We start from the raw sequence: 15,609 nt of genomic DNA on the forward strand, positions 1-15,609 counted from the left end.
GACAAGGGCATGGAACAGTTGAACTATCGCTTCATCGCGCGCGAGCGCGCGAAGGGCGAGCAGGCCGCGGCGCTCGTCGGCGTGGTGGCATCCGGCAATCTCGAAGTACTCGTCGAACGTGTGCTGCCGGGCAACGAGTGCGAGATCGACATCAGCACGGCGGCGGTCGGCTTCGGCGCGGTGTGGCAGGCCGTCGTCGCGGATTTCGTCGAGCGGCGCACGCCGGGCGGCCTGAAGCTGTCGATCAACGACGGCGGCGCGCGGCCCGACATGGTGTCGCTGCGGCTCGCGCAAGCGGTGCGGGCGATCGAGGGGGACGCCAAATGAACAACCCCCACGCTCACATTCGTTCGCTGCCCCCCGAGGGGGCGGGCGCCTCCCTAGGGGCGGCCCGTCGGGAGGCGCCGAACGACGCGATCCACGATACGCGCGATACGCCCGCGTTCGTCGCGAATGCCGCGAGCTGGTACGAAGCATCGGCGCGGCAGCGCATCGACGGGCTGCTGGACGCCGGCAGTTTCAGCGAATTCCTCGGCCCGGCCGAGCGCGTGACGAGCCCGCACCTGCCGCTGTTCGACCTGCCGCAGCAGTTCGACGACGGGATGGTGGTCGGCCACGGCCGGTTCGACGGCCAGCCGGTGTTCGTCGCCGCGCAGGAAGGCCGCTTCATGGGCGGCGCGTTCGGCGAAGTGCACGGCGCGAAGCTCACCGGGCTGCTGCGCGCCGCGCGCGACACCGGCAAGCCGGTGCTGATCCTGTTCGATACGGGCGGCGTGCGGCTGCAGGAGGCGAACGCGGGCGAACTCGCGATCGCCGAGATCATGCGCGCGCTCGTCGAAGCGCGCACGGCCGGCGTGCCGGTGATCGGGCTGATCGGCGGCCGTGCGGGCTGCTACGGCGGCGGCGGGTTGCTCGCCGCGTGCTGCTCGGCGCTTGCGGTATCGGAGCAGGGCCGCATCAGCGTGTCGGGCCCCGAAGTGATCGAGACCAATCGCGGCGTCGAGGAATTCGATGCGAAGGATCGCGCGCTGATCTGGCGCACGATGGGCGGCAAGCACCGACGGCTGATCGGTGGTGCGGATCGCTACGTGGCCGACACGCCCGCTGCGTTCCGTGCAGCGGCGCTCGCGCTGATCGGCCGTGCACCGAAGTTCGATGCGGCGATGCTGCGCGCGGAGCAGGCCCGCCTCGAAGCGCGGGTCGAACGGTTCGGCGCATGCAAGGATGCGCTCGACGTGTGGCGTGCGCTGCGCGCATCGGCGCCGGAAGCGATCCCAGGGATGCCGGACGATGCGTTCGCCGCGCTCGCGGACCAACTGCAGGAGAGCCCGCATGACGCTCGATGAAGTATTGAGTTCACTGTTCCCGCAAGGCCATTCGATCGCCCGTCACGGCGGGCTGCTGACCGGCCACGCGGAACTGGCCGGCACACGCGTCGACGTGATCGGCGTCGCCGACCGTTTGCCGTTCGGCATCGACGAGGCGCTGACGCTCGCGTCACACGTGCTCGACACGATCGCACGCGGCGACGACACGCCGATCCTCGTACTGGTCGACAGCGACAGCCAGCGGATGAGCAAGCGTGACGAACTGCTCGGCCTGAACGAAGGGCTGTCGCATCTCGCGAAGTGCCTGATGCACGCGGATCTCGCCGGGCACCGGACGATCGGCGTGCTGTATGGCCACACGGCCGCCGGCGCGTTCATCGCGACCGCGCTCGCGACGCGCACGCTGCTCGCGGTGCCGGGCGCAGAGCCGGAGGTGATGGACCTGCCGTCGATGTCGCGCGTGACCAAGCTGCCGATCGACGTGCTGAAGGAGATGTCGCGCTCGACGCCGGTGTTCGCGCCGGGGCTCGACAATCTCGTGAAGATGGGCGCCGTCGACGCCGTGCTCGATCCGGCCCGCTCGCTCGACGCGCAGGTCGTTGAATGGCTCGGCAAGCCGGCCGACCGCGTCGACCGGCGTGCGTCACGCGGCCGGCCGGTTGCCGCCGACGTCGCCCGGCGCGTCGAGGCACTCGCGCGTGCTGCACGCTGAGCTGCCGCTGCGCCGCCACACGCTCGTCACGCTGACGGCGGCGGGGTGGGGCGCGGCATTCGCGCGCGATCCCGCGCTCGCGGCCGATCCGCTCGCGCGCGCGTGGGCCGAACGTGGCTGGCCGCTGATCGTGCGCCGCGCGTCGCCCGACGAGGCCGATGCCGGTCGCGTGCCGCTTGGCCTGCCGCTGCCGCCTTCCGCGGGCAAGCGGCGCATCGCGCTGAACGCGGCGGCCGACGCGCTCGCGACGGTTGGCCCGCTGCCCGCGTTGTCCGACGTGCTTGTCGCCGCGCCCGACGCATGGCGCACGGCGTTGCGCGAACTCGATGCGCTCGGCGTGCGTTACGGCGTGCCGGGCCGCGTGTTCGGCAGCCTCGCATGGCAGGCGCTGACGGGCGAACCCTACCTGGGGACGTCGTCCGATCTCGACATCGTGTTCCCGCTGCCGGACCCTGCGTCGCTCGCGCCGCTGCTCGACGGCCTCGCGGCGATCGACGCGCGCGCGCCGATGCGCATCGACGGCGAACTGCTGCGCGACGACGGCGCGGGCGTCAACTGGCGCGAACTGCACACGCGGCAGCGTGAAGTCGCGGTCAAGACCGCGATCAGCGTCGAACTGATGCCGGCCGACGCATTCATCGGAGGTGTGCAATGAGTGCATGGGCTGCCTGCCGCGTACCGGCGCCGTCAGAGGCCGAGCGCATCGCCGAACTGGCCGAGCGCAGCCTCGTGCTCGAGATCGAGACCTATCCGAAGCCGGGGCTCGTCAGTCACGTCGACACCGGCAGTCACACCGACATGGACGCCGCGACGTTCGCCCGCAGCTCCGCCGTGCTGCGGCCGTACTTCGCCGAGTTGGCCGACGCGGGCGCGCGCGGTGCGGACATGGCCGTGCTGCGCAAGATCGGCCTGCGTGCCGAGCACGCGATGCTCGCCGCGACCGGTGGCGTCAACACGCATCGCGGCGCAATCTTCGGGCTCGGGCTGCTGTGTGCGGCCGCGGGCCGCCGTGCGGCGCCGGGGGCCGTACCGGTCGGAATGACGCTCGGTGCGATCGTCTCCCGCCGCTGGGGTGCCGAGATCCTCGGTGGCCCGCGCTTGCCCGACAGCCACGGCGAACGCGCGAGCCGCAGCTACGGTGTCGGCGGTGCACGTCGCGAGGCGGCCGACGGTTTCACGACCGTCTATGCGGTCGGGCTGCCCGCGCTGCGTCGCGCGCAGCGTGACCTGCCGGGCGATCCGGAAGCCGCGCGCGTCGATGCATGCTTCGCGCTGATCGCCGCGCTCGACGATACGAACCTGCTGCACCGGGGCGGGCAGGCCGGCCTCGAGTTCGCGCGGGTAACCGCACGCGCGTTCGTGGCACGTGGCGGCGTGCGGGCGCGCGACTGGCGGCTGCGCGCGGCCGCCGCGCATCGGGCGTTCGTGGCACGGCGGCTGAGCCCGGGCGGCGCGGCCGACCTGCTCGCGATGAGCGTCTTCGTCGATGCGCTCGAAATTGACGAGGGCGCGCGATGACGCTGGCCATCCTCTGTTCGGGGCAGGGCGCGCAGCGCGCCGACATGTTCGACCTGACCGGCACCGCGTCGCAGGCCGACGCGCTGTTCGCGCATGCCGGCCGGCTCCTCGGCGACGATCCGCGCGCGTGGGTTCGGCAGGCCGGGCCGGACGCGCTGCGCGAAAACCGTGCCGCGCAGATTCTCTGCACGGTCCAGGCGCTCGCCGCCGCCGCGCTGCTCGACGCGGTGTGGCCGCGCCGGCGTTGCGTCGCCGGCTACAGCGTCGGCGAAGTCGCGTCGTGGAGCGTCGCGGGGATGATCGAATCGGACGCCGCGCTCGACCTGGCCGACGCGCGTGCGCGCGCGATGGATGCCGCGAGCGGCGGCGACGAGCGGATGGTGTTCGTACGCGGCCTGACGCGTGCCCAACTCGCGCGGTTGTGCGACGGCCGCGACGCGGCGATCGCGATCGCGAATCCCGGCGACGCGTTCGTGGTCGCGGGGCGGCAGGCCGATGTCGACGCGGTGGCCGACGATGCGTCGCGCGCCGGCGCGCTGCGCGTCGCGCCCGTCTGCGTGCGGATCGCGTCGCACACGCGTCGGCTCGCCGCGGCCGTGCCGGTGTTTCGCGCGTCGCTCGCCGCGACCGACGTACGGCGGCCGCTGCCCGGCACGCGGCTGTTTTCGGGGATCGATGGCGCATCGGTGCTGGACGTCGACGCCGGCCTCGACAAGCTTGCGCGGCAGGTCGCGGAGCCGGTCGAGTGGGCGGCCTGTCTGGCCGCGTGCGTGGAGGCCGGTGCGACCGCGTTCCTCGAGCTCGGTCCCGGCCGCGCGCTGGCCGAGATGGCCGGTGGTGCCTATCCGGCGCTGCCGGCGCGCAGCCTCGCGGATTTCCGCTCCGTCGACGGCGTGGCGAGCTGGCTCTCACGCGTCGCGGCGGGCTGATCGGCCGCATGAAAAACGCGCGCTGGCCCGTTCGCCAGGCACCCGTTTTGCGCTGTGTGTTGCGCCGGCGCAGCAGCCTCTCAGGTGGTGCTTGCCACGCGAATTGGCGTCGCTACAATGGCGCCCGCCATGAGACCAGCCGCCTTCCTTCTCGCCGCGCTTTGCTGCGCGGCGAGCGCCCACGCCAGCCAGATTCCGTCCGATGCCGCATCGGTCGGCACATACTTTTCGTATGACAATGCAGCGGCCGACGCGACCGTCGACCTGATCGGGCAGGCGCAGCGCCGCGTGCTGCTGGCCGGCTACACGCACGTGCCGCCGGCGGTCGCGAGCGCGCTGCGCGCGGCCCGCGCGCGCGGGGTCGAGGTGCGTGTCGTGCTCGTGCGTTCGCCGCGCGCGGGCCGGTACAGCGGCGCGGGCTATCTGAAATCTTCCGGTATCGACGTGGCGATCGATTCGCGGCACGGCGATCCCGCCCCGCGCTTCGTGATCGTCGACGACAGCGTCGCGCTGACCACGCTGTCCGAAGGCGCGGCCGCGCATGCGGAAACGGTGAACGTGTTCCAGCGTGCGCCCGAGCTCGCGCAATCCTATGCCCAGTCGTTCTGGCGGCTGTACCGGCAGGCCGGCGGCCTCTGACCCTTTCCGTCGGCGCCGCGCGTGCCGGTGTGACCCTGCTTGCATCGGCGCGGCCGATGAACCATGCTCGTTGACAGGCGCCGACGCGGGTTTCGCGCATCCGGCGCAACGGCAGGGAGCCGATCGTGTTCGAGTGTTTTGCCGATCGCGCCGATGCCGGCTGCCAGTTGGCCGGTGCTTTGCGCGAATACGCGGGGCGAGGCGATGTCGTCGTGCTCGCGTTGCCGCGCGGCGGTGTGCCCGTCGCCTATCCGGTCGCGTGTGCGCTGCATGCACCGCTCGACGTGCTGGTCGTGCGCAAGCTCGGCGTGCCGTACGATCCCGAGCTCGCGATGGGCGCGATCGCGACGGGCGGGGCGATTCATCTGCAGCGTTCGGTGCTCCGCTCGATGAACGTGCCCGACGCGGAGCTCGCCGACGTGATCGCGCGCGAGACGGCCGAGCTGCATCGACGCGAAGCGCTGTACCGCGGCGCCGAGCCGCCGCTGCCGGTCGAAGGGCGCATCGCGATCGTCGTCGACGACGGCGTCGCGACCGGCGCGTCGATGCGTGTCGCGCTGCAGGCGTTACGCGAGCGTCATCCGGCGCGGATCATCGCGGCTGCACCGGTCGCGCCGGCAGGTACACGGCACGTGTTCGACGATCTGGCCGACGCGTTCGTCACGGTGATGCTGCCGCTGGTGTTCTTCGGGATCAGCCAGTTCTACGCGCGCTTCGAGCAGACGAGTGACGACGAGGTGCGCGCGTTGCTCGACGCGGCGCGGCGCTGATTCGGTGTCACGTCCGCCTGATGCGGCGCGGGCGAGGGCGGCGGGCTTCGGCCCACGCGAACACGCGCTGCAGCATCGGATGCACGTCCCCGTGCCAGCGCGCCCCCGTAAACAGCCCGTAGTGATCGCAGTCGTCGATGTCGATGCGAAAGCGCTCGTCGTCGGCGAGGCCGCTGCACAGGTCGAGCGCCGCATGTGTCTGGCCGGCGCCCGTGACCTTGTCGCATGCGCCTTCGACGGTCAGCAGGACGATGCCGCGCATAGCCGCCGGCTCGACGCGCTGGCCGCCCACGTCCCACGTGCCGAGCGCGAGGCTCATGCGCTGGAACACGATGTCGACCGTATCCAGGAAATACTCGGCCGGCATGTCGAGCAGCGCCGTGTATTCGAGCAGCGCGCGCCGCGCGCCGGCGAGTCCGGTCATGTCGAAGCGCGACGCGGCCAGCGCGTACGCTTCGATCAGCGACAGGAAGCGCTGCGGGTACACGAGCGCGATCTCGCCCTGTTGCAGATAGGTGGGAAACACGTGGCGGCCGTGCCCCGCGAAACCAGGTGGCACGACGTCGATCAGGTGGCGGCGGCACCAGCCGAGCGAATGGGCGGCAGCGGCGGTGCCGAGCGCACTCGGATTCCGGCGCGCGTCGAGCGGGCCGCCGATCAGCGTGACGCTCGCGGGCGAGGGGAGACCGCGCGCCGCCCGCAGCGCGAGCGCGCCGAGCGCCGGCACGGTCGCCTGGCACACGGCGACGACATGCAGCGGCCGGTCGTCGTGCGCGAGCCCGTCGACGAAGCCGTCGAGCGTCGCGACGTACTCGTCGAGCCCGAAACGGCCCGACGCGAGCGGCACGTCGCGCGCATTGCGCCAGTCGGTCACGCAGACATCGCCGTCCGCGAGCAGCGTCTCGACGGTTTCCCGCATCATCACGGCCGCGTGCCCGGCGAGCGGCGCGCACAGCAGCACCGTGCGCTGCGCGTCGGCCCGCGTGAAGCGCCGCAGGTCGCAGAACGGCGTGCGCGCGACGACGCGCTCGCCGAGCGCCGGCCATCCGATGTCGAAGTGCGGGGGGCCGTCCGGCGGCCCGAGCAGCGGCTCGAACAGATCGTCGTAGCACGACGACGCCGCGTGCGGCAGCGTGGCCGCGGGCCACGCGTCGAACGCGTGCCGCGTCGCCGCGCGCCACGCGCGCATCCATTCCCGCTGCTGCTCGACGAGGGCATACCACATGGCGAACCTTGGGGCGGAAGGGGGGTGAACTTGCATTATGGTCACTGTGGCCGGACATCGTGAGTCCCGCGCGCGGCGGGTTGATGCGCATCGGGCGCACGGGCGCGAAGGCCGGCCGAGCACGTTCCGCCATTCGGCAAACGCGGTCGCGCAGCCGGCCCCCGCTCGTTGCGGGCGGGAACGGGCCCTAGGCGATGCCGCGCGACGCTGCTACAGTCGTCGCTCCCATTCCCCTCAAGCGGAGCGTTCGCGATGAAGCTGATCGGCATGCTGGATTCCCCGTTCGTGCGTCGGGTCGCCATTTCGGCGAAACTGCTCGACCTCCCGTTCGAACACGAGTCGATCTCGGTGTTCCGTCATTTCGAGCAGTTCAGGGCGACCAACCCGGTCGTCAAGGCGCCGACGCTCGTGACCGGCGACGGCGCGACGCTGCTCGATTCGTCATTGATCGTCGACTATCTCGATCATCTGGTCGCGCCCGAGCGGCGCTTGCTGCCCGATACCGCCGATGCTCGGCTGCGCGCGCTCGTGCCGGTCGGCTTCGCGCTGGCGGCCGCCGAGAAGACCGTGCAGGTCGTCTACGAGCAGGCGCTGCGTCCGGCCGACAAGCAGCATGCGCCGTGGCTCGAGCGCGTGCTGAGCCAGATCGAGGGCGCATACGGCGCCCTGGAGCCGCTCGTCGCGGCCGCGAACGGCTGGTTCGGCGGCGCGCGCCTGCTGCAGTCCGACGTGACGGTCGCGGTCGCATGGCGCTTCACGCAGTTCATGGCGGCCGACTACCCGGTGCTCGCGCGGATCGATCCGGCCCGTTATCCGGCACTGGCTGCGCATTCGGCGCGGGCGGAAGCGCTGCCGGCGTTCGTCGAAACACCGCTCGTCTAGGCGTCGAGGCGACCTGCGGCGGGGCCCCGCGCCGCGGCCCGTCGCCCGCCCAGCCTTGTCAGGCAAGGTGTTGTCGATTGTTCTCGGCGGCTGACAAGTGACTTCGCATTCGCGCTGTTTATCCGGACGCGGCCGGTCCCTAGAATCCACTCCATCGAATGACGCCTTGCCTGATGGAGCCGCAGATGAAAGCCCTGATCGAATCGAGCCTGTACCACCCGTCCCTCGTGTTGCCGCTTGCCGCGCTGACGCAGTTGATGGTCGAGCGCGATTTCAATCTCGGTCAGGTCGGGCTGATCGTCGCGGCGCGCGGTGCGCAGGCCGCCGTGTCGCGCTCGCGAGCGCTGATTTTCTGCCGCCACTGCGAAGCGCAGGCATGAGCGCGCCGGCGTCGAATGGATGAAAAAAAGCCCGGCCGGCGCAAGCCGGTCGGGCGGATCGGGTTCGATCGGGCCCCGGCTTCGGCCGGGGCTTTTTCATGGGTGACGCTCAGGCGCGTGCCGGCGACCCGACACTGTAGATATCCGCTTCGTCGTCCTCGCGCATCTGGCGCACGAGCTGGTGGGCTTCGCGGCGCGACGCGACGGCCGGCGGCGAGCCCTTGAGCGGCTGGCGCGCGGTTTCGGCGAGCGCGACGACCGACACGATGCCGATCACGGCGGCGCCCATCATGTAGTACGCGGGCATCATCAGGTTGTGCGTGACGTCGACCAGCCAGGCGGTCACGAGCGGCGTCGTGCCGCCGAACAGCGACACCGACACGTTGAAGCCGATCGCGAGCGCGCCGTAGCGGATCTCGGTCGGGAACAGCGCCGGCAGCGCCGACGGCATCACGCCGGTAAAGCACGACAGCAGCACGCCGAGGATCAGCAGGCCGCCGAACACCGACGCCGTGGTGCCCGCATGGATCAGCATCATCGACGGGATCGACAGCGCGAGCAGGCCGACGCAGCCGGCGAGCATCACGGGCTTGCGGCCGACCTTGTCCGACAGGCGGCCGGCGGCGAGCGTCAGCGGCATCATCAGCACCATCACGATCAGCACGAGCACGAGGCTATGCGATTCGTCGAAGTGCAGCGTCGACGACATGAAGCTCGGCAGGTACGACAGCACCATGTAGTCGGTCACGTTGAAGATCAGCACGAGGCCGACGCACAGCAGCAGGGCGCGCCAGTTGCGCATCAGCGTTTCGCGGAAGCGCGCCTTCGGCACGGCCTTGTCCTGCGCTTCGCGCTCTTCGGCCTGGCGCTTGAACGCGGGCGTTTCCTCGAGCCGCATCCGGATGTAGAGGCCGATCAGGCCGAGCGGGCCGGCGATCAGGAACGGCACGCGCCAGCCCCACGACAGCAGTGCTTCCTGCGACAGCGACGCGGTGAGCAGCGCGACGACGCCCGCGCCCATCACGTAACCGATCAGCGTGCCGAACTCGAGGAAGCTGCCCATGAAGCCGCGGCGCTTGTCGGTCGAGAATTCGGCGATGAAGGTGGCGGCGCCGCCGTACTCGCCGCCGGTCGAGAAGCCCTGCACGAGGCGGGCGACGAGCAGCAGCACGGGCGCCATGATGCCGATCGACGCGTAGCTGGGGATCAGGCCGATCGCAAAGGTGCCGACGGCCATCATGATCATCGTGGCGGCGAGCACGCGCTGGCGGCCGATGCGGTCGCCGAGCGGGCCGAACACCATGCCGCCGAGCGGGCGCACGAGGAACGCGGCCGCGAACGTGCCGAAGGTCGCGAGCAGCTGCGCGGACGGGCTGCTGGACGGGAAGAACACCTTGCCGAGCGTGACGGCGATGTAGCTGTAGACGCCGAAGTCGAACCATTCCATCGCGTTGCCGATGGCCATGGCGCTGACGGCGCGCTTGAGGAGGCTCTGGTCGACGACGGTGATGTCGTCCGCGACGAGCGGGGCTTCGCCGGACGACGAAGCGGTGGAAGAAGCAGCGGTCGGGCTGACGTGTGTTGCGGTCAAGGTCATGCACTCCTTTGACTGCGCCGAACGGGCGGGCCGTCCGACACGGTTTGCCGGCGAGCGCGGTGTCGGATGCGGCGCGTCGGGGCAGACCTTTAAGCACTTACTGCATTGCAGGCGGTAAAGGGCCGTAAGGGGCTGCTTCGACGCGGGCCCGATGGGCCGTCGCGACAGTGCGCTCATGAAGAATGGGCCGCGTGATGCTGGCGGCAGATGCCGGCGCGGACGGTGTCCAGCGTTCCGGCAAGCGCCCCGGAGGGGCAACGAAACGAGAAAAGCGGGCCTGTCGGGCGGGCTTTCCTGTGTGTGCAATTTCGGTCGAAGCGCCGGCCCGCAACGCGCGGATGGACTTCTCTCGAAATCGAATAGACAGAGATTGAATGTTGAAACAGGCGACATGATAGCACGATGACGGATGATCGTGCAAATTGCCGGGAAACGCCCGGCTGGCGGGGCGTCCGGCGGGGGCGGCTCGGGTATGATCGGCGGCGCACGGCGGGGCCGTGCGGCCCCGGGTGACGGGGGCCGAATTCACGAGGAACCGGATGACCGAACTGATGAGGATCGCGGCGCTGTTTGCCGCCACCGCGCTGGCCGAAATCGTCGGCTGTTACCTGCCGTGGCTCGTGCTGAAGGACGGCCGGCCGGTATGGTTGCTGGTGCCGGCCGCGCTGTCGCTCGCGCTGTTCGCGTGGCTGCTGACGCTGCACCCGAGTGCGGCGGGGCGCACCTATGCCGCGTACGGCGGCATGTATATCGCGGTGGCGCTGGTCTGGCTGCGGGTGGTCGACGGTGTCGCGCTGACCCGCTGGGACGTGGCCGGCGCGGTGCTCGCGCTCGGCGGAATGGCGGTTATCGCGCTGCAGCCGCGCGCGTGAGCGCGGCCGCGGCGCGTGCCGCCGGCCACCTGCTTCAAGCCGCTTCGGCGGCGCCCGTGTCGGCGGACGTGCGCCACACGCAGGTGCCCTTGACCGACTTGTCGAGTTCGTCGAGCTGCGCCTGGTGCGCGGCGAGTTCGTCGTCGCTCGCGGTCACCACGGCCAGGTCGAGCGCGGCGAGCGACACGCGCTGGCCGTTGCCCGCGCCGCCGTCGGCGCCCACGTCGTCGAGCATGTCGATCACGAGGCTGTCCTGGCCGCGCGTCATCGCCAGATACACCTCGGCGAGCAGCTCCGAGTCGAGCAGTGCGCCGTGCAGCGTACGGTGCGCGTTGCTGATGCCGAAGCGGTCGCACAGCGCGTCGAGCGAGTTGCGCTTGCCGGGGAACATCTGCTTGGCCTGCACCAGCGTGTCGATCACGCCGCCGCAATGCTCGGTGAACGGCGGCAGACCGAGCCGCGCGAATTCCGCGTCGAGGAAGCCAAGGTCGAACGGCGCGTTGTGGATGATCAGCTCGGCATCCTTCACGAAGTCGAGGATCTGGTGGGCGACTTCCGCGAATTTCGGCTTGTCGCTCAAGAATTCGGTCGTGAGCCCGTGCACCGCCAGTGCGCCCGGATCGCTGTCGCGCTCCGGGTTCACGTAGAAGTGCAGGTTGTTGCCGGTGAGCCGCCGGTTCAGCAGCTCGACGCAGCCGATTTCGATGAGGCGGTCGCCCGTGCGGGCGTTCAGGCCGGTGGTTTCGGTATCGAGAATGATCTGGCGCATGTCGGGAAAAACAAAAGAAACAGGGGAGCGGCCCGCGTTCAGGCCGTGAGCGATTCGACGCCGCGATTCGCGAGTGCGTCCGCGCGCTCGTTTTCGGGATGACCCGCGTGGCCCTTGACCCAGCGCCACTCGACCTCGTGCTGCGCGACGAGCGCGTCGAGCCGCTTCCACAGGTCGGCGTTCTTCACGGGCGTCTTCGCCGCGGTGACCCAGCCTTTCTTCTTCCAGCCGTGGATCCACTCGCTGATGCCTTTCTGCACGTATTGCGAGTCGGTGTGCACGATCACCTGGCACGGCCGCTTCAGCGCTTCGAGTGCGGCGATCACGCCCATCAGCTCCATGCGGTTGTTGGTCGTGTTGGGCTCGCCGCCGAACAGCTCCTTCTCCTTGTCGCCGTAGCGCATCAGTGCGCCCCAGCCGCCGGGGCCGGGGTTGCCCTTGCAGGCGCCGTCGGTATAGATGTCGATGGTATCGGTAGTCATGAATGTTCTTGATGGGTGGTCGGGGAGGCCGCCGGCGTCAGGCCCGGTGCGAGCACGGGCTTCTTCATCCGGATCTGGCCGACGAGGCGCATGCCGCGCACGCGCTTGACGGCCGTCACCATGTAGACGGCGCCGAAGATCGGCCACCAGCGGTCGCCGGCGGCTTCCATGAAGCCGTAGCGGGCCAGCCACTTGTCGGTGACGAGCGGCGGCCGGTAGCAGCCGAAGCGGCCGCGTTCGAGGTCGAAGCCGAGCAGCTTGATCCAGTCCTTGAGCCGGATGAACGCGATCTGGTCGCGCGTGGCCGGCACGAACGGGCGGTTCGCCATGCGACCGAACGATTGCCGCATGCCCCACAGGCTGAGCGAATTGAAGCCGGTGATCACGAGCTGGCCTTCCGGCATCAGCACGCGCTCGGCCTCGCGCAGCAGCCGGTGCGGATCGGACGTGAATTCGAGCGTGTGCGGCATCACGATCAGGTCGACGCTCTGCGACTCGAACGGCAGGTCGAGCAGGTCGCACCAGGTCGTGCTGCGGCCGTCGGGCGCGTGCTCGGGCGCATGCGCTTCGCGCGCCCACGGATACTGGTATGGCGCGCTCGCGCCGCTCGCCGGATCGAGCACGAGGCCGCGATACGGCATGCGGTTCTCGCGCAGCGCGTCGAGCTGCGGCAGGCCGAGTTGCAGCGCGTGGAACCCGAAGACGTCGGACACGATCCGGTCGAGCTGCGCCTGTTCCCAGCCCAGCACGTAGCGGCCGGGTGGTGAGTCGGTCCAGGCGGGCCAGTCTATAATTTGACGATCGGACATAACGATGATTGCGCGCCCATGAACGAGCTGGAATACATGCCGGTTCCGGCATTCGATGACAACTATATCTGGCTCGTCTCGGACGGCCGCGATGCGATTGCCGTCGATCCGGGGGAAGCCGCGCCGGTGCGCCGGGTTCTAGCCGAACGAGGCTGGCGGTTGACCGCTATTTTACTCACGCACCATCACGCCGACCACGTCGGCGGTGTCGCGGCCCTGCGCGATAGCCAACCGGACGATGTTCCGCTCGTCGTTTACGGCCCCGCGGCCGAGGCGATCGGCGTGGTCACGCGGCCGCTTTCGGGCGGCGCACGCGTGACGCTCGACGCACCCGCCGCCACGTTCGACGTGCTCGACGTGCCGGGCCATACGCGCGGCCACATCGCCTATTTCCAGGCGGCCGGGCCGGGCAACGCGGCGCCGCACGTGTTCTGCGGCGACACGCTGTTCTCGTGCGGTTGCGGGCGCCTGTTCGAGGGCACGCCCGCGCAGATGCTCGCGTCGCTCGACGCGCTCGCGGCGTTGCCGGGCGACACCCACGTGCATTGCGCACACGAATACACGCTGTCCAACATCCGCTTCGCGCTCGCGTGCGAACCCGGCAACGCGGCGCTCGCCACGTGGCGCGACGACGCCCAGGCGCTGCGCGCGCGCGGCGTGCCGACACTGCCCACTACGATCGCGCATGAGCGTGCCGTTAACCCGTTCATGCGGGCGGACAGCGAGGCGATCCGCGCGACGCTCGAAGCGGAACTGCATGAAACGGTGCCGGATCGTCTGACGGCGTTCACGCTGATGCGCGAGTGGAAAAACCGGTTCCGATGATGATTTTCGGAGGACTCCAAAGCTCAAGCGGAGTCTGTAAAAATTGCTCCAAATGTAGGATTTCGCTGAGTTTTCGGTGTTTTTATTGACGTGAAGCACGCACTTCCGTAGTATCGCCTGCAATTTCCAGCCGTCGGAAGCAGAGATTTTCATGCGACTTATATTGAGTGCGATGGTGGTTCTGCTGCTCGCCGCTTGTGCGAGCCAGGCCCCTGTCGCCAACAACGCCGCCGATTCGCAGGCGACGTCCACCTACCTCCGCAAATCAGCCACCGCCAAAGAAACGGTCGACGTCGACAAGCAATCCGTCGGCGACCTGACCAGTGCGGATTCCGATCTCTGGGGTCGCATCCGCCGCGGTTTCCAGATGCCCGACCTGCAGACCGACCTCGTCGACATGCAGACCACGTGGTACACGCAGCGCCCGGACTACGTGCAGCGCATGACCGAGCGCTCGCAGAAGTACCTGTACCACATCGTCGAGGAACTCGAGGCGCGTCACATGCCGACCGAGCTCGCGCTGCTGCCGTTCATCGAGTCCGCGTACAACCCGCAGGCGCTGTCGGTCGCGAAGGCGGCCGGCATGTGGCAGTTCATGCCCGGCACGGGCCGCACGTACAACCTGAAGCGCAACATGTGGCAGGACGAGCGCCGTGACGTGCTCGCGTCGACGAGCGCCGCGCTCGACTACCTGTCGCGCCTGCATGACATGTTCGGCGACTGGTATCTCGCGCTGGCCGCGTACAACTGGGGCGAGGGCAACGTGCAGCGCGCGATCGCGCGCAACCAGGCGGCCGGCCTGCCGACCGACTACCTGAACCTGCGGATGCCGAACGAGACGCGCAACTACGTGCCGAAGCTGCAGGCGGTGAAGAACATCATCGCGAATCCGCAGCAGTACGGCCTTGCGTTGCCGGACATCCCGAACCACCCGTATTTCGTGACGGTCACGACGTCGCGCGACATCGACGTGGCGGTGGCCGCGAAGCTCGCGAACCTGTCGCTCGACGAGTTTCGCTCGCTGAACCCGTCGTTCTCGAAGCCGGTGATCCTCGGCGCGACCGAGCCGCAGATCCTGCTGCCGTTCGACAACGCGTCGGCGTTCGAGAAGAACCTGAAGGCGTACAACGGCCAGCTGTCGTCGTGGACCACCTATACGGTCAGCGAGCGGGCGCGGCCGGCCGCGATCGCCGAGAAGATCGGCGTGGACGCCGATACGCTGATGTCGATCAACAAGATTCCGGCCGGCATGCGCCTGAAGCCGGGCTCGACGATCGTCGTGCCGCGCGGCGATGACGACGACGAGGACATCAGCGCCGACGTCGCCGAAAACGGCGCGCTCGCGATGGAACCCGACGTACCCGACACGCGCAAGATGCTGATCCGCGTGCGCCGCAAGCAGTCGATGGCGGCGCTCGCCGGCCGCTACGGCGTGTCGGTCGGCCAGCTCAAGGCGTGGAACCGTACGCACCGCGATCTCGTGATGCCGGGCCAGGCGCTCGTGCTGCACGTGCCGGTCGGCCGTTCGGTACCGGCGGAACCCGGTCCGGAGCGGATCGCGACGTCGGCCGGCGGGGCGCACATCGAGCGCGCGAGCCTGGCGGTGGGCGGCAAGTCGCACGGCGCGAAGCGCGGCGCGGCGAAGCCGGCGGCCAAATCGGCGAAGGCGGCCCCCGCGAAAGCGGCACCGGCCAAGGCCGCCGCGCACAAGGGCAAGAAGAAGTAACGCCGTCGCGCGCGCATCGTGCGGCCGGCCCGGTTCGCGCGGTTGCGGTATCATCCGACGAAATGCAAGAAACGCCGTCACCGAGGTGACGGCGTTTTTGTTTGTGCGCGGCGCGGGGGCGCTGCTTCGCAGGTCTTCATATAAGA

Annotated in this window: 18 protein-coding genes; 13 read left to right on the plus strand and 5 right to left on the minus strand. The window is 69.7% G+C overall.

Translation table 11 applies throughout. The features are described from left to right. Nucleotides 1-9: 9 nt before the first annotated feature. The 8 genes from mdcC (at nt 10) to CFB40_RS06760 (ending at nt 5,896) form a co-directional block, all read left to right on the plus strand. The gene (gene mdcC / locus CFB40_RS06725; RefSeq protein WP_089430874.1) at nt 10-327 is read left to right on the plus strand and encodes a malonate decarboxylase acyl carrier protein; all 318 of its coding nucleotides are present in this window, start codon (nt 10-12) and stop codon (nt 325-327) included. Continuing rightward, nucleotides 324-1,346: a biotin-independent malonate decarboxylase subunit beta gene (locus CFB40_RS06730; RefSeq protein WP_256976565.1), complete on the plus strand. Its 1,023-nt coding sequence runs from the start codon at nt 324-326 to the stop codon at nt 1,344-1,346. The genes mdcC and CFB40_RS06730 overlap by 4 nt, the downstream gene beginning before the upstream one ends. Further along, complete coding sequence (gene mdcE / locus CFB40_RS06735) at nt 1,333-2,040, plus strand: biotin-independent malonate decarboxylase subunit gamma (protein WP_089430875.1); 708 nt, start codon at nt 1,333-1,335, stop codon at nt 2,038-2,040. The genes CFB40_RS06730 and mdcE overlap by 14 nt, the downstream gene beginning before the upstream one ends. Then, nucleotides 2,027-2,695: a malonate decarboxylase holo-[acyl-carrier-protein] synthase gene (gene mdcG, locus CFB40_RS06740; protein ID WP_089431383.1), complete on the plus strand. Its 669-nt coding sequence runs from the start codon at nt 2,027-2,029 to the stop codon at nt 2,693-2,695. The genes mdcE and mdcG overlap by 14 nt, the downstream gene beginning before the upstream one ends. Then, a complete protein-coding gene (gene mdcB, locus CFB40_RS06745; protein WP_089430876.1) occupies nt 2,692-3,558 on the plus strand; it encodes a triphosphoribosyl-dephospho-CoA synthase MdcB in 867 nt (288 codons plus the stop codon). The genes mdcG and mdcB overlap by 4 nt, the downstream gene beginning before the upstream one ends. After that, nucleotides 3,555-4,487: an acyltransferase domain-containing protein gene (locus CFB40_RS06750; protein ID WP_089430877.1), complete on the plus strand. Its 933-nt coding sequence runs from the start codon at nt 3,555-3,557 to the stop codon at nt 4,485-4,487. Before mdcB ends, CFB40_RS06750 begins: the two co-directional genes overlap by 4 nt. A 117-nt stretch (nt 4,488-4,604) precedes the next feature. Then, on the plus strand, nt 4,605-5,126 hold the full coding sequence (locus CFB40_RS06755; RefSeq protein WP_089424988.1) for a phospholipase D-like domain-containing protein: 522 nt from the start codon (nt 4,605-4,607) through the stop codon (nt 5,124-5,126). 125 nt (nt 5,127-5,251) lie between these two features. Further along, nucleotides 5,252-5,896: a phosphoribosyltransferase gene (locus CFB40_RS06760; protein ID WP_089430878.1), complete on the plus strand. Its 645-nt coding sequence runs from the start codon at nt 5,252-5,254 to the stop codon at nt 5,894-5,896. A gap of 7 nt (nt 5,897-5,903) precedes the next feature. Here CFB40_RS06760 and CFB40_RS06765 read toward each other — a convergent pair whose 3' ends face one another. Then, a complete protein-coding gene (locus tag CFB40_RS06765) occupies nt 5,904-7,121 on the minus strand; it encodes a polyhydroxyalkanoate depolymerase (protein ID WP_089424990.1) in 1,218 nt (405 codons plus the stop codon). Between the two features lie 252 nt (nt 7,122-7,373). Between CFB40_RS06765 and CFB40_RS06770 the strand changes: the two genes are divergently transcribed. Both CFB40_RS06770 and CFB40_RS06775 read left to right on the plus strand, forming a co-directional pair. Next, nucleotides 7,374-8,003 carry a glutathione S-transferase family protein gene (locus CFB40_RS06770; protein WP_089430879.1) on the plus strand — a complete coding sequence of 210 codons (630 nt, stop codon included), beginning with the start codon at nt 7,374-7,376 and terminating at the stop codon, nt 8,001-8,003. A 185-nt stretch (nt 8,004-8,188) separates the two neighbouring features. Continuing rightward, nucleotides 8,189-8,383 carry a hypothetical protein gene (locus tag CFB40_RS06775; protein WP_069249260.1) on the plus strand — a complete coding sequence of 65 codons (195 nt, stop codon included), beginning with the start codon at nt 8,189-8,191 and terminating at the stop codon, nt 8,381-8,383. A 109-nt stretch (nt 8,384-8,492) separates the two neighbouring features. On the opposite strand, the gene proP is transcribed toward CFB40_RS06775, so the two are convergent. Next, the gene (proP, locus tag CFB40_RS06780; RefSeq protein ID WP_089424992.1) at nt 8,493-9,980 is read right to left on the minus strand and encodes a glycine betaine/L-proline transporter ProP; all 1,488 of its coding nucleotides are present in this window, start codon (nt 9,978-9,980) and stop codon (nt 8,493-8,495) included. 539 nt (nt 9,981-10,519) lie between these two features. On the opposite strand from proP, the gene CFB40_RS06790 reads away from it, so the two are divergent. Continuing rightward, nucleotides 10,520-10,852, plus strand: a complete 333-nt coding sequence (locus CFB40_RS06790) for a YnfA family protein (RefSeq protein WP_089430880.1) — start codon at nt 10,520-10,522, stop codon at nt 10,850-10,852. 34 nt (nt 10,853-10,886) lie between these two features. Here CFB40_RS06790 and dnaQ read toward each other — a convergent pair whose 3' ends face one another. From dnaQ to CFB40_RS06805, 3 genes are read right to left on the minus strand one after another with little or no spacing between them, the layout of a single operon-like run. Beyond that, nucleotides 10,887-11,621: a DNA polymerase III subunit epsilon gene (gene dnaQ / locus CFB40_RS06795; protein ID WP_089424993.1), complete on the minus strand. Its 735-nt coding sequence runs from the start codon at nt 11,619-11,621 to the stop codon at nt 10,887-10,889. Between the two features lie 38 nt (nt 11,622-11,659). Further along, on the minus strand, nt 11,660-12,103 hold the full coding sequence (rnhA, locus tag CFB40_RS06800; RefSeq protein ID WP_039347704.1) for a ribonuclease HI: 444 nt from the start codon (nt 12,101-12,103) through the stop codon (nt 11,660-11,662). Then, a complete protein-coding gene (locus CFB40_RS06805) occupies nt 12,100-12,912 on the minus strand; it encodes a class I SAM-dependent methyltransferase (RefSeq protein ID WP_089430881.1) in 813 nt (270 codons plus the stop codon). The genes rnhA and CFB40_RS06805 overlap by 4 nt, the downstream gene beginning before the upstream one ends. A gap of 18 nt (nt 12,913-12,930) precedes the next feature. Here CFB40_RS06805 and gloB point away from each other — a divergent pair, with 18 nt between their 5' ends. Both gloB and CFB40_RS06815 read left to right on the plus strand, forming a co-directional pair. Next, nucleotides 12,931-13,737 carry a hydroxyacylglutathione hydrolase gene (gene gloB / locus CFB40_RS06810; protein ID WP_089424995.1) on the plus strand — a complete coding sequence of 269 codons (807 nt, stop codon included), beginning with the start codon at nt 12,931-12,933 and terminating at the stop codon, nt 13,735-13,737. Nucleotides 13,738-13,888: 151 nt separating this feature from the next. Next, the gene (locus tag CFB40_RS06815; RefSeq protein WP_089424996.1) at nt 13,889-15,463 is read left to right on the plus strand and encodes a transglycosylase SLT domain-containing protein; all 1,575 of its coding nucleotides are present in this window, start codon (nt 13,889-13,891) and stop codon (nt 15,461-15,463) included. Nucleotides 15,464-15,609 lie beyond the last annotated feature (146 nt).

The organism is Burkholderia sp. AU31652 (assembly GCF_002223155.1).
Classification (GTDB): Bacteria; Pseudomonadota; Gammaproteobacteria; order Burkholderiales; family Burkholderiaceae; genus Burkholderia.

Excerpts from the sequence above, each read along its gene's own strand:
- mdcC (WP_089430874.1), top strand. The coding sequence starts at position 10 with ATGGAACAGTTGAACTATCGCTTCATCGCGCGCGAGCGCGCGAAGGGC.
- CFB40_RS06730 (WP_256976565.1), top strand. The coding sequence starts at position 324 with ATGAACAACCCCCACGCTCACATTCGTTCGCTGCCCCCCGAGGGGGCG.
- mdcE (WP_089430875.1), top strand. The coding sequence starts at position 1,333 with ATGACGCTCGATGAAGTATTGAGTTCACTGTTCCCGCAAGGCCATTCG.
- mdcB (WP_089430876.1), top strand. The coding sequence starts at position 2,692 with ATGAGTGCATGGGCTGCCTGCCGCGTACCGGCGCCGTCAGAGGCCGAG.
- CFB40_RS06750 (WP_089430877.1), top strand. The coding sequence starts at position 3,555 with ATGACGCTGGCCATCCTCTGTTCGGGGCAGGGCGCGCAGCGCGCCGAC.
- CFB40_RS06755 (WP_089424988.1), top strand. The coding sequence starts at position 4,605 with ATGGCGCCCGCCATGAGACCAGCCGCCTTCCTTCTCGCCGCGCTTTGC.
- CFB40_RS06765 (WP_089424990.1), bottom strand. The coding sequence starts at position 7,121 with ATGTGGTATGCCCTCGTCGAGCAGCAGCGGGAATGGATGCGCGCGTGG.
- CFB40_RS06770 (WP_089430879.1), top strand. The coding sequence starts at position 7,374 with ATGAAGCTGATCGGCATGCTGGATTCCCCGTTCGTGCGTCGGGTCGCC.
- CFB40_RS06775 (WP_069249260.1), top strand. The coding sequence starts at position 8,189 with ATGAAAGCCCTGATCGAATCGAGCCTGTACCACCCGTCCCTCGTGTTG.
- proP (WP_089424992.1), bottom strand. The coding sequence starts at position 9,980 with ATGACCTTGACCGCAACACACGTCAGCCCGACCGCTGCTTCTTCCACC.
- CFB40_RS06790 (WP_089430880.1), top strand. The coding sequence starts at position 10,520 with ATGACCGAACTGATGAGGATCGCGGCGCTGTTTGCCGCCACCGCGCTG.
- dnaQ (WP_089424993.1), bottom strand. The coding sequence starts at position 11,621 with ATGCGCCAGATCATTCTCGATACCGAAACCACCGGCCTGAACGCCCGC.
- rnhA (WP_039347704.1), bottom strand. The coding sequence starts at position 12,103 with ATGACTACCGATACCATCGACATCTATACCGACGGCGCCTGCAAGGGC.
- CFB40_RS06805 (WP_089430881.1), bottom strand. The coding sequence starts at position 12,912 with ATGTCCGATCGTCAAATTATAGACTGGCCCGCCTGGACCGACTCACCA.
- gloB (WP_089424995.1), top strand. The coding sequence starts at position 12,931 with ATGAACGAGCTGGAATACATGCCGGTTCCGGCATTCGATGACAACTAT.
- CFB40_RS06815 (WP_089424996.1), top strand. The coding sequence starts at position 13,889 with ATGCGACTTATATTGAGTGCGATGGTGGTTCTGCTGCTCGCCGCTTGT.